This window comes from Nostoc sp. CCY 9925, assembly GCF_963920935.1.
GTDB lineage: Bacteria > Cyanobacteriota > Cyanobacteriia > Cyanobacteriales > Nostocaceae > Nostoc.
Window position 1 is genome coordinate 1 of sequence record NZ_CAWUDO010000066.1, and the last position, 11,465, is coordinate 11,465.

Sequence of the window (11,465 nt, forward strand, 5' to 3'; positions counted from 1 at the left end):
GACATTTTCAGATCTGTTTTAATTTTTATTAGTAAATAAGATGCGGCCGCCCTGGCTTGTCACCTGAGTTTTCATACTCGACGCAGGGGAAATGTATCGCCAGGACAACTATCTTTATTTGGAGTCAGCTAGGGATTGAACTAAGGTACTTCCCTAAAATAAATTGCTCAAGCACAATGTGCTTTTTTCAAGGATTATTATTTTTGTGTATTACTGACTTGACTTTTGATATTCTTGATTAACCTAGTATCGTTGGTTTTAATAACTTTACAACCACAATTTGAGCTTTATAGGTGCTGAGGTAGCAGAGAATTAAATTATGTTGATCGAGTTCAATCCACTAGCAACAAGACTGGAAGATTACGCCGCGATTGCAAGGAATGCAAAAATTCGCATCAAAGCCAGAAAGCGAATCGGTACGCGCGATGATGATGGTACAGCAATTATCGAAGAATGGTGGGCTACCACTGATTTACTTGCATACCTTCCTGCATGGGATTATGAAGATAGGCAAAAGGGGCGTGATTATGCCGTAATCGCTCCACAAAGTGAATTCTATCCATCGTGGTGGTATAAGTCTTGGGAATGGCACAAAAACCAAACACAAGAGTTAACGCGAGCTAGAAGCAGCTTTGACATTCATCCTGACGATTATGCTCAACTTCTAAGCTGTTGCACTCGCCTATTGGATAAACTTAGTAAGCCTTTCTTAATTAGTCGTAGTGGCATTTTTTGGAACTGGCAAGACTTTAAAATCTAAAAACTCCATCGTTTAAAATTGGTAGATCCGGGAACGTTGATGATATGAAGCGACCTTGCAAGGTTACTCGCGGCACGAGAACACTACCTTACTTCTCTGAAATTGGGCAGGCAGCCTCTAGAATATAAAAAAGCAGCTTTGCATCTGGATGGATTTTTAAGGATGCTCTTGAGTATCAGTAATGAGCAAACACCTTAATCTGTGGTTGGAACTGAACCAACAGCAGCAAGCCACCCTCACCACCATTGACCGCGCTGACCAGTCAGTAGAGGCAGCACAAAAAAAAGTTTGGCTATCAGGTTCAACCAGAGAAAGAGCTGCTGTGTGGCGGCTGGTATCTTTTTTCAAGGCTTGTGCCTAAGCGTCAACTTGCATCGGGAGCAAAAACTTGAGTCAGCTAATGAAAGATGGCTTTCTTTCTGGCTGGTATCAGTTTTGCTATCAAAATTGTCTGTACTTGCTTATCTACCACCGTTTTGTAAATTTTTGCTATCAAGCTCGTGATATCAATTCTGAGTAACCGCCCCTGGTGAGAGATTTATTTACTTTATTCATTCTCTGATTCATCTGGTAAATCATCGTGTTCGGCAAGAGCGCCAAGAAACTCCTCGACCCCATCTAGATTAAATCCTCGTAAAACTCGTCTTGCTTCCTTAATTCCCTTTGGCGTTAAAACTACCGACTTAACTTGTTTAGGATAGCGTTGTTCTTCTATGAGTCCAGCAGTAGTCAGTAAATCTAAAACATCGAAGTCATAGCCTTTGTAGGCACGCCTACCTTGAAAACATTGTTCATTACCTAATTCATCACCTAATTCACCGTACTCATCTCCTCCAGACACATATAACAATGCAAGAGTCAGAGGCAGAGCGATCGCATTGTAACGACGGGTTTGTTCGGAGCGGATTGTCCGGTCTACTAGCTCATAACCTTGTTGCCAAACTAAACCTTTGTCAGTGTAGATATCTGTGCAAAGAATTAAGCCGAATGGCGAAGTGCATTGCGCGTAAAAGCCTTTACCTTCTGGGTCAGTGCAGAGGGTCACTGACCAATTATGGCGGGGGCGGGTTTCTCCTTTGAAGGGCTTAGTCATGAATCGATTAATTTGTCATACTTCAAGTTTATTTTTAGTTATATTCAGTTTATAGATAATTACTGACATTCGTGTGAGTTAGGAGGTTATGAGCGCCAGAATCTTCTGAGCCACCGTTTCAGGGACAGGAATCACCGATAAGCGATTTCCTTATCTGACCACCATTAGCTTCTCGGGATTATGTGAGCTTTGCATTGTAGTCTGGGAGTAGTATTAGATTCAATCTCTATTAAGTAATTTTTTTCTCTCTATTTCCATCATTTTTTCAATTTCATTAAAAGGCAATAGCAGTGTTTCTTGAATATATTCTCTAGTGTCAAGACTGACATAGCATTGGGTATTAAGACAATCTAATAACAATTTATTAGCATAGCAATAGGCTCTTAAGAGTCCCCATTGTTCTGCATTGTTTAATGGCCAATCGTAATCTATATTACGATACTTTTTATTCAACTCCTTGAGCCGATTAGCCCAAGCACCGCTATCATTTTTATACCACTGGTAATATTCGTCCCAATGCTCGTAAACTCCTTGTGGTAACTGTTCATATAACTTGACTACTTCATCAGAAAATTCTTGATTATCAATCAAATTTATAGCTGCATATAAAGCATCCTCTAATTGAAAAAAATTACTATCGTCAAATGGATGATTTTTTTTCATTTCCTCATCGTACTCTGAATATTCATAATCATCTGCTTGACAGAGAAGGATAGTTGTAAAATTCTCATTTTCAATATCTCTATTAGCGGTGCGATACAGCAACGATGCCTGAGCGCGAGCATGAGCTAGGTTAATGTCTAAAGCTAGATTTGAATCAACAAGTTCAACAGGAGCGCGAAAATTGCCCATGCCAAAGCCTGAAGCACTTCCTATATAAAAGCTTAACTGTATATTAGAGTCTAACGACTCTAATAAATGGCTCAGTTCTAGGAATTCCCATTCTTCAAAAAACGGATAGCTTGTATTATCCAATATGCAAATACCCGCAGCTAAACAAAGATAAAATGCTCTAATTGCAGCAGGGTGGTGAGAGCTAGATACTTGAATAGATTTTTGGCTAGCCCAAGCCAATAATTCCTGAATATGTCTATTGTGTGATGCTGCTATATCAATCTGAAACTTCATAGACAGCAAAAGAACATCAGCACTTTTTAACATCTCTGAGGTTAATAAGAAAACCTCGTGCCATTGTTTGTAAAAAACATACTTGCTCAAATTAAGTAGAGATGGGTCATTAAATATTTCAGGATTGGCTTTAGCTACAATTTCTTTAGCTGTAAAATATTCATGAAATGTCAAGTGAGAAAAGGAATAAATTTCTCTAGCTCTTTCTACTAATAATCCGTGTTGAGACTCAATAGATTTTAATACAGCTTCACTATCTAACATTAAAGCTTCTAGAGCATGGGGAGATTTTGGGAAATTCCTAATATAAGAAGCGATATACTTCTGCACATCCTGTTGCTTCCAGAAATACTCTCCTTTTTCAAAAGTCATCAAAGCAAGATAGCTGAGTAAATTTTCCTTATGCAGTACTGAAAGATGCTTATAGAAATCATCTCTTTTAATAGCACGTTTAGCATCCCATCTTCTTAAAAGTGTATGAGTTGCCCTTTGATATAGTTCAGTACGAGTCCTGGGAAAGTCACCAGCATCCTCAAATTCAATACATAATAAAGTCAGTAATATAGGACTCGATGCCAGTTCATAAATTGATGGATTTTCTTGTATTTGTTCTATAAATATTTTATCAAGATTAGAGTTTTTAGCTGTGAACCACTTGGTGGCAAATGACTGAATTTGTTCCTGGTCAAAATCAGCTACTTCTACCTCGGTAAATTGCTCAAATGTATATTCTTTTGCGGCTATTCTGCAAGTCAATATAAACCGATTGATAGAAAATCGTTGAGAAAAATCACGAATTTCTCTTATCACATGATTATCTGCCTGCTGTTGGACTTCATCTAAGCCATCCAGCAACAATAATACTCGTCCAGATTCAAACACTGATATCACTGCATTATTGTCAACCTTATCATCAGCTAATTGTTGACAGATGTAATCTAATAATTTAAGTTTGATATCGGTATCTGCAAACTCTTTAAGAGATAAAAATATTGGGAGATAATTACTGAATATTTGCTCTGATATACATTGAATTGCTAAATGCTTTAAAAACGTTGTTTTACCAGAGCCTGGTTTTCCCAGAACTATCATTTTCTCATATTTCTTGACTACTTCTAATCCAGGAACTCGTTTTTCAACAACTTGAGGTAATCCCAATCTATCAAAATTATTTCGGTCAAATTTTTGTGTAAGTTCATCAATACTCTTTCGCTGTCTTCCAGTGATTTTATCTAAAATATTTACAGTAGTGTAAATGTGGTTAATCTCAATGGGGTAAGTCATATCTAGTACCTTCATTATCCCACATCTTTGAATAATACTGTTTTGAGATTTTTGACGAATGTCTGCAACTAGCTTATCAATTGATTCATTATTTTGAAATTTGGGGATGTCAATAACCTCTTTACTGGCTATTTGAAGGGCTACACAAATTTTAGCAAAATTCTCTTTTTCAATAGGTTTTCGAGCAAAGAAATTATGAATAGTACTTGGAGATAGTTCAAGTAGACCTGCTAAAAATTCTTTAGTCCAGCCTTTTGATTCTAAAGCTTTTTGAGCAATTATATAGCCTACAATTGATAATTGAGATGACCGTTTAGACATAATTATCACTTTGTTTGATGAACTATTTAACTTTAACAAGTCTTTTTAGTAACTTTTTCTAAGATATCTATGAGTTGTCTCTAAGATAATTACTCTCTTTAAGGCAGTAGATACCTTTATGCGATTGCCTGCTAGTCAAATCAATCGGCAACGATGCTCAACCTTGAGAGTTGACTGGCTCTCAAAAACCCCTCAATGCTCGTCGATACTTCCCAGTGTTGGATAACGACAAATTTCAACCAGCAAAAACTAGCCAGTAGTCCCACTCACCCAATAGTTACTAAACCAAATGGAGTTTAGGTGCTTTAGGGGTATACAATGCACGCCTACATCTGTGTATACAGCGTTTACATATATATTGGAGAGATAGATTAGACATTTTATGGAAGCTGTAGCACCGTCTACACTTGTAGACGGTGTAGACATATTGGAGTCCGTCTAGAACTCTGTCGCCTCAATTATTTATTTAGGGGTCACAGTAGTCGGGTAGCCATCAAGAGGTAGTGAGAGTCACTTGGGAGCGTGCCGCATTCTCCAAAGGCAATGAAAAAAGTCATTATCGATAAACAGATATTGGGCTGGCATATTCAAGCAATCGTTCCCATCTCCAGACCCATGCAGTTTTTACTAGGATCTCTTTACCGTTGCTGAATTTGATAAATTCTCTACCTTCGTCAGAAAATACATCAACAACCAATTGATTTCGCAGATCGCGTCCCCACATTTTTTCTGAGGCATTCCACCACCGTTGCCCAGGCGAAGAGAACATCTCCCTTTCTAAATATTCATTACGCCATGCTTTAGGCTTCCAATTATCCTGTAGGGCACGAATTAATAAGGCGTTGGGAAAAATCTCTTTCTCGTGTTCACTCAGCCACAGAGCATATTCGATTGCACTTCGCAACGCATCTTCTAAATCATACGAACAACCTTCAAGTGCATCTTGGACTTCGGCATCGGCAAAATTCACACCGATAGTTATCAGCGCTCCTTCATATTTCTTAAATACCTCGTACTCAACCGATTCCTTTTCCCAAAACCACATAGTACACCCCTAACTATGTTGAACTCCATTTGTAGTAGATTAATCGTAATCCAAGAACTGGTAATTAAATCGCTACGCATTTTGAGAATCAAGAAATGCCTTCTAAATCCCAATCACGTTATCCAGAAAACTGGTCAGATATCGCTCTTGATGTTAAACAACATGTGGGCTGGCGTTGTTTTAAATGTCGGTTGCAGTGCATTCGCCCCCTTGATGATACCAAAAAACTTACTCGTTCCCTTAAAATGGAGCAAATGCAACCATATACTGAAGAAATGGTTGAGTTAGATAAACAGTAGTAAATTATGTCAACAATCCAACGCTTATCAAACGGATTAAACCTAATTGTTAAGTACGATGAATCAGCCAATGTTGGTATTGGCTCAGAGATAAACGAGCCGGGTATCATTTATGTAGAAGATAAATCTTTGAAAACTTATACTAATATGTCAGAGCTTGAACGTTATAATATGAATTCTTGGGGTTGGAAATGGGATAATGGATTGTGGATAATAGACTTAGATTAAGGTATTACTGGACAATAGGAATAAACAGTAAATTTTAAGTTAGCTTGCGGTTATTTTTAAGAGAGCATAGATGCAAAGTTTTATGTCATTATTGGCGCTCAAGTACGAAATTACATTGCCTCTTGCTCTGTTTATGGTTTAAAAATTTTCTCATTTTTTAGTTCAAAGCACAGTTACACAACTTGAAGGTATGTTGAAGTAAAACTTAGGAAAGAAGTGTAGAGAAAAATATGAGCGATCGCTTAATGGAAAAGCTGTTTAATGAGGCGCGCTCAAACAAAGAGAAGACGAATTCAAAGCATTATTTAATATTGAACTAGTAGAATATGTTGACTCGAAGAGAGGATTTAACTTTTCTCTATTTATCCGCGACTTTTTGAGCGAAGCTAAATTGCCATATAGCAGTGCTGTTCAGCAAAAATATGGAGAGCGAGCAGCGAATTTGATTGGGGAATTAATTTGTATTTGAAAGCCAGATTTTTTCTCAATTAAACTGAAGCATAAATAATGCTAATCGCTCTCACTAGTATTGTTGTATCGAATATCACATCCTTAGTTCTTCCTTTGGACAAGATAGCCTTGGCGGTAATCACTCTTCTTTAATTTGGAAGCTTGACGTGCAGACCACTGACGCATAGGAGTAACTTTTTCTACATGAAGTAGCTTCTGGCGATAAGTATCATTGCCCGTCAGTTGGGCGATCGCACCAGCAATAAATCGAGCGCAGCGTTCTGGTTGAGACGAGACTTGTTCCTCTGCAAACCGAATGACAAGCCAGTTTGCATCGACAAAACACTTGTTTCGGTAATCATCCTCGCCAATACAGTGGGTAGGCTTAAGAGTTGCAAACGAAATTGGCTCATCAACCTCCAAATCTATGTGTAAGCCAGTATTTGGTTCAATAATCAGAAAATCAGCTGTAAATGGTAGTCGATGCCCTGGTGGAAGCATCACCTGCTGGGGAGAAACAATTTCACCAAAATAGTGTTTGAGAACATTTTCAAACAGCCCCTCACTTGCCCCAATTGGTGCATCTCCCTGTCCAGAAGGAAAAACTAAAGGGGTAAACTGTTTTTTTTCTTTAACTAACTCTGGGATAACAACAATTGGATATTCTGGTGTCTTTGCCATACTTGCACTAACTCTTCATACTGCAATTATCTAAATTCACAACGCGATTACACAATCAACAAAATACTGAAAATCAACCAACTTTTTTCTAATTTATGGACGCAAGAATTAGAAAATTATCAGTTCTCGTACAGCATTCCTTCTGGATAAGATTACTTCTGAGTACGCTACAAGCAATTAAGATGAAGTCTAGCTTTGACTATCTAGAAGACCTTCTTGCGGACAACTATCCAATCATCGCCTGCGAATCTCCCCTCCAAGAACGTCACCGCCTCCTCACCCGGATCACTACTTACTGTCAGCAAGCTGGCAAAAAAGCCTACATATGGAATCTCAGCGAGGACAGTATTAAAGAACTAGTAGTCAGCGCCGAAGAAAATCTGGTTCTTCGAGAGTTTGACGGCTATAAACCTTCCATAAAACAAAATAAAGAAGACTATTTTCAAGTACTCAATTTCTGGAAGGTTTATTCTGGCACTGGAATATTAATCGTAGAGAATATCTTCCCTTGGATAAAAGAAAATACACCTAAAGAAACCGATTTTATTATATCGGAATGGATTAAGTCGTCGCTAGTTAACCTCAAGTTTTATACAAAAGATAGTGGTAAAACTACTATATTACTAGGAGCCAACGCTGAGATAGCAAGCGAAATAGCGGCAGAAATTCCCCTATGGAGTCAAGAACTACCAGACGCACAAGAAATTATTGATAGTTTAATTAAAAGCAAAAATTTTTATTTCACATATACGGAACAAGACTATTTAGAAATTGCTAACGCTAGTGCTGGTTTGTATATTTCTGATATTATGTATTGTCTAAACGATATTAGAAAAAATCATGATTTAGGAAATTCCAGTGAGATAGCCAAGCTTCTGCTATCAAAAAAAATTCAACTGCTCAACCGCTTGTATGACATCGAATTCTTACCTCCGCCAAAAGTCCAGCTTGGTGGGTTGGAACTCATGCAGCAGTCATTCAAAAAGTTCAAGCGATTGCTTACCCCGCGTGCCAAACAATATAATCTGCGTGTACCCAAAGGGATTATGCTTGTGGGGCCACCGGGGACGGGAAAATCACACTCAGCAAAAGCCTGTTCCCAGAATATGGGTATTCCCCTGATCATGGTCGATTGGGGCAACTTTAGAAGTTTTGGCAACCAAGCAGAAATTAAACTCAAACGCTTGTTGCGACTGGCAGATAGGCTCAACCAAGTAATTTTGTACTTTGACGACTTTGATAAAGGCTTCGCCGGGGAGGATGACCTCGCCAAACGGCTTGCTGGCCAGCTGCTGACGTGGATGCAAGAGCGCACGTCAGATGTACTGGTCATCGCCTCAGTCAACCGAATGGAATGGCTGCCACCCGAACTCACCCGTGCTGGACGGTTTGACTATTTATTTAAGGTAGACCTGCCCAATAATGGAGAAAGATATAGTATCTTCAAACTGCACGCTGCCCGATTTGACGAACGTTTTCGCAATGGCGGCGACCCCTGGAGCGAGGAACAGTGGCGCAGAATTCTTAAAGCCACCAATCGGTGTGTAGGTGCAGAAATCCAGACAATTGTAGAACGCGCCGCTAGTACCATATTCTGCGAAACAGTAATAGAAGATACCTACGCATCAAGCAAACTCCCCGCACTCGAACTAACAGTCGAAGCATTGCTAGAAGAACGCCGCCAGATTAACCCGCTTGCTATCCGCGAAGCCGATAAAGTCGAGTCGATGCGTAACAAAGCTGACCAACAAGCTTTACCTAGTAGTCCCCTCGATGAAAGCAAGTTTGCTGTTGGTAACATCGAGATTTTTAGCTAATGAAAGGAGCCAGAATACAGAATTCAGGAGTCAGAAGAACTCCAGCCATAAAGGAAGGAGTTTCGCGCTGGTGGTTAAAAACTAAAAACTTTTTTGTTTTGCTTAACAACTCTGATGAGGCTTTAAACCAACAGTTAAGAGTCATTCGTACAAAGTCCTCAAGCCTTACGCAAGCTTTCTCCTGAATTCTGACCGGAGGCAGAGCTTCTCCGGCTCCGCTCCTGAGTTCTGACTACTTCTTTGTAAACATCATAAATCAATTCAAAGTTTCACCATGTTTGAACGAAAGCAAATGTAGCCAAAACATTTCAAAAGTTCATAATGCCTGCCATTTCTAACCACTCTACTTTATTTATCTAAGATTATGGAAGTTACAAGACAAACCGCTCAAACCAACATTCAAACTAAACAAGCACAAAATCCAGAAAAAAGCCTGTTTTTCAAAATTCTCAATATCGTTGGGCCGATTGCTGGTTTTACTGCTGCTCTCTCACCCCTACCACTATACTTTTGGACTCGCCAGCCCCAGTATCTACCTATTGGTGCAACCTTTACCAGTAATAATCAGACAGTTCAACTCGAACTAGCAGACGATAGAAAAGAATATGCCCACGGACTCAAATTTCGTGACTCTATTCCCGAAAATCACGGAATGCTATTTGTCCTCAACAAACCTGAAAAAATTAAACTTTGGATGCAGGATACGTATATTCCTTTAGATATGATATTTCTCCAAGATGGAGTTATTAAATCAATCGTAGAGGCGGCTCCCCCCTGCAAAACAAAAATCTGTCCTAAGTACGATTCCATCTATCCTGTTAACCAAGTTATCGAACTACCTGCTAACAGTACCAAAACCCTCAACCTCAAAGTAGGTAAGAAGCTCCATCTCGACTTCAACCCAAATCAAACGCAGAATTAGTTGACGGACAATTTATTTCACTGGGTAAATTAACGGTAAGCCACCGTAATTACACTACCTCACATATCAATTACTGACCCCCGATATAGACTATATCGGGGGTCAAACATTATGAAATATACCACTGATTTAAATGTTGAAAGTTGTCAATTCAATTATTCTAATTTTTTACTAATGATTTACTGAAAATCATAGTGTTTAAAAATGGAAAATTCTTAGATGCTTTTACGGATATTAGTCTCATAAAATAGGTTTACAAGCGAGAAGTTGGAGCAGAGATTTACTCCAATCCAAACTATGTACTAGGGGCAGACTCCGCCAACGGAATAAAGCAGTAATTCAGGCGTAATTACCCCTACAAAGTTTCATCCAGTAATTTCCGAAATCATCTACTTTTTTTATGAGAACAGACTACGAATCTAATTTTAGCAACGACCGCATTCCTTCCTACGAAGAATACGGATACCCCGCTCCCACCCGTCGCCGTCGCAACTGGAAAGAAAACGCCAGCATCGCCGGACTAATGGCAGTTGGTACTGGCTTGATGATTGCAGATATCTCCATTCATCACATGGTAATGGCATCGCTGGCCTTTGGAACTGGTATTGTAGCGTTACTACCCAAGGAAGCAAACTTGCTACTTTCCAACTTCGAGAAATGGCAGCGCAAGTATGGCATCAATATCTATACCGTCTTGTTCTGCTTAGTAGGTGTAGTATTTATGTTGGATATCGCCGCTGCACCTGCAAACGCCCAGTTCATGCAAAACGCAGAGGACTTCTTTACCGAATACTTTGAAGGTATTGACGAAACAATCATTCGATACGTATTCGCAGTACTGCGCGGTTTGTTCCTAATTTACCTCGGAATTGGTCTTATCCGCGTCGTTCAAGCAGCCCGCAATGACGAAGATTGGCAAACAATTGCCCGTACACCAATTATCGTTGCCCTCACAGTTGTAGTCGGAGACTTGCTTGCAGGACTGGTAACAGGCTGAGGAGCCACTCGTCAAAAAAGCCATCACGAGTGGCACTTTGAAGTGTGCCACTCATCAAGATTTCAAAAGCTGACTTTTGCCTTTCGTAATAATGACAAGAGTTCGGGAATTTCGTACTGTCAACCGCGTATTAGGAGACCAACCACGCCTCGGGCCATTCCCCGCCGACCAAATTGTTCCCTGGAGTGCGATCGCTCTGATCTCCTACATGGTAGTCAAGGGTTTTATGCAAGCTTCCTGGCTTGCAACCGGAATTGTAACCGCCTGGGGATGGGCAACCTGGTGGACAGTAAGTTCCAACAAAGCTTTTTTTGGTAAGTTTGTCGGCACGCCCCGCATCACCCGTGGTTACAAACCATTTGTCTCCCTCGTTAATCCTCTACAACCTCAACCCAAGAAGAAGCGCCAGCTGAAAAAACGCAGATAAAGCTTCTCAATTA

At 39.7% G+C, this 11,465-nt stretch carries 12 protein-coding genes; 8 read left to right on the top strand and 4 right to left on the bottom strand.

The features are described from left to right. Positions 1 to 319 precede the first annotated feature (319 nt). Both ACM0OY_RS26835 and ACM0OY_RS26840 read left to right on the top strand, forming a co-directional pair. Complete coding sequence (locus ACM0OY_RS26835) at positions 320 to 760, top strand: hypothetical protein (RefSeq protein WP_414571840.1); 441 nt, start codon at positions 320 to 322, stop codon at positions 758 to 760. Positions 761 to 941: 181 nt separating this feature from the next. After that, on the top strand, positions 942 to 1,121 hold the full coding sequence (locus ACM0OY_RS26840; RefSeq protein ID WP_414571841.1) for a hypothetical protein: 180 nt from the start codon (positions 942 to 944) through the stop codon (positions 1,119 to 1,121). A 186-nt stretch (positions 1,122 to 1,307) separates the two neighbouring features. Here the strand turns inward: ACM0OY_RS26840 and ACM0OY_RS26845 are convergent, their stop codons facing one another. From ACM0OY_RS26845 to ACM0OY_RS26855, 3 genes are all read right to left on the bottom strand, one after another. Then, positions 1,308 to 1,853 (bottom strand): DUF6429 family protein, encoded by a 546-nt coding sequence (locus ACM0OY_RS26845; protein ID WP_414571842.1) that lies wholly within the window; start codon positions 1,851 to 1,853, stop codon positions 1,308 to 1,310. Positions 1,854 to 2,072: 219 nt separating this feature from the next. Next, entirely contained in the window at positions 2,073 to 4,586 is a 2,514-nt protein-coding gene (locus tag ACM0OY_RS26850; RefSeq protein WP_414571843.1) for an NACHT domain-containing protein, read from the bottom strand. Between the two features lie 556 nt (positions 4,587 to 5,142). After that, positions 5,143 to 5,631: a hypothetical protein gene (locus ACM0OY_RS26855; protein WP_414571844.1), complete on the bottom strand. Its 489-nt coding sequence runs from the start codon at positions 5,629 to 5,631 to the stop codon at positions 5,143 to 5,145. Between the two features lie 95 nt (positions 5,632 to 5,726). Here ACM0OY_RS26855 and ACM0OY_RS26860 point away from each other — a divergent pair, with 95 nt between their 5' ends. Both ACM0OY_RS26860 and ACM0OY_RS26865 read left to right on the top strand, forming a co-directional pair. Next, the gene (locus ACM0OY_RS26860; protein WP_414571845.1) at positions 5,727 to 5,930 is read left to right on the top strand and encodes a hypothetical protein; all 204 of its coding nucleotides are present in this window, start codon (positions 5,727 to 5,729) and stop codon (positions 5,928 to 5,930) included. Positions 5,931 to 5,936: 6 nt separating this feature from the next. Continuing rightward, the gene (locus tag ACM0OY_RS26865; RefSeq protein WP_190897615.1) at positions 5,937 to 6,158 is read left to right on the top strand and encodes a hypothetical protein; all 222 of its coding nucleotides are present in this window, start codon (positions 5,937 to 5,939) and stop codon (positions 6,156 to 6,158) included. Positions 6,159 to 6,710: 552 nt separating this feature from the next. Here the strand turns inward: ACM0OY_RS26865 and ACM0OY_RS26870 are convergent. Continuing rightward, the gene (locus ACM0OY_RS26870; protein WP_322642112.1) at positions 6,711 to 7,289 is read right to left on the bottom strand and encodes a hypothetical protein; all 579 of its coding nucleotides are present in this window, start codon (positions 7,287 to 7,289) and stop codon (positions 6,711 to 6,713) included. Between the two features lie 182 nt (positions 7,290 to 7,471). Here ACM0OY_RS26870 and ACM0OY_RS26875 point away from each other — a divergent pair, with 182 nt between their 5' ends. The 4 genes from ACM0OY_RS26875 (at position 7,472) to ACM0OY_RS26890 (ending at position 11,452) form a co-directional block, all read left to right on the top strand. Next, the gene (locus tag ACM0OY_RS26875; RefSeq protein ID WP_414571883.1) at positions 7,472 to 9,106 is read left to right on the top strand and encodes an ATP-binding protein; all 1,635 of its coding nucleotides are present in this window, start codon (positions 7,472 to 7,474) and stop codon (positions 9,104 to 9,106) included. A 364-nt stretch (positions 9,107 to 9,470) separates the two neighbouring features. Then, positions 9,471 to 10,028 carry a DUF192 domain-containing protein gene (locus ACM0OY_RS26880; RefSeq protein WP_414571846.1) on the top strand — a complete coding sequence of 186 codons (558 nt, stop codon included), beginning with the start codon at positions 9,471 to 9,473 and terminating at the stop codon, positions 10,026 to 10,028. Between the two features lie 400 nt (positions 10,029 to 10,428). Next, positions 10,429 to 11,025: a hypothetical protein gene (locus ACM0OY_RS26885; RefSeq protein WP_414571847.1), complete on the top strand. Its 597-nt coding sequence runs from the start codon at positions 10,429 to 10,431 to the stop codon at positions 11,023 to 11,025. Positions 11,026 to 11,116: 91 nt separating this feature from the next. After that, entirely contained in the window at positions 11,117 to 11,452 is a 336-nt protein-coding gene (locus tag ACM0OY_RS26890; protein WP_069072332.1) for a hypothetical protein, read from the top strand. Positions 11,453 to 11,465 lie beyond the last annotated feature (13 nt).

What these genes read in the sequence shown, in the direction of transcription:
- ACM0OY_RS26835 (WP_414571840.1), top strand. Translation starts at nt 320, where the DNA reads ATGTTGATCGAGTTCAATCCACTAGCAACAAGACTGGAAGATTACGCC.
- ACM0OY_RS26840 (WP_414571841.1), top strand. Translation starts at nt 942, where the DNA reads ATGAGCAAACACCTTAATCTGTGGTTGGAACTGAACCAACAGCAGCAA.
- ACM0OY_RS26845 (WP_414571842.1), bottom strand. Translation starts at nt 1,853, where the DNA reads ATGACTAAGCCCTTCAAAGGAGAAACCCGCCCCCGCCATAATTGGTCA.
- ACM0OY_RS26850 (WP_414571843.1), bottom strand. Translation starts at nt 4,586, where the DNA reads ATGTCTAAACGGTCATCTCAATTATCAATTGTAGGCTATATAATTGCT.
- ACM0OY_RS26855 (WP_414571844.1), bottom strand. Translation starts at nt 5,631, where the DNA reads ATGTGGTTTTGGGAAAAGGAATCGGTTGAGTACGAGGTATTTAAGAAA.
- ACM0OY_RS26860 (WP_414571845.1), top strand. Translation starts at nt 5,727, where the DNA reads ATGCCTTCTAAATCCCAATCACGTTATCCAGAAAACTGGTCAGATATC.
- ACM0OY_RS26865 (WP_190897615.1), top strand. Translation starts at nt 5,937, where the DNA reads ATGTCAACAATCCAACGCTTATCAAACGGATTAAACCTAATTGTTAAG.
- ACM0OY_RS26870 (WP_322642112.1), bottom strand. Translation starts at nt 7,289, where the DNA reads ATGGCAAAGACACCAGAATATCCAATTGTTGTTATCCCAGAGTTAGTT.
- ACM0OY_RS26875 (WP_414571883.1), top strand. Translation starts at nt 7,472, where the DNA reads ATGAAGTCTAGCTTTGACTATCTAGAAGACCTTCTTGCGGACAACTAT.
- ACM0OY_RS26880 (WP_414571846.1), top strand. Translation starts at nt 9,471, where the DNA reads ATGGAAGTTACAAGACAAACCGCTCAAACCAACATTCAAACTAAACAA.
- ACM0OY_RS26885 (WP_414571847.1), top strand. Translation starts at nt 10,429, where the DNA reads ATGAGAACAGACTACGAATCTAATTTTAGCAACGACCGCATTCCTTCC.
- ACM0OY_RS26890 (WP_069072332.1), top strand. Translation starts at nt 11,117, where the DNA reads ATGACAAGAGTTCGGGAATTTCGTACTGTCAACCGCGTATTAGGAGAC.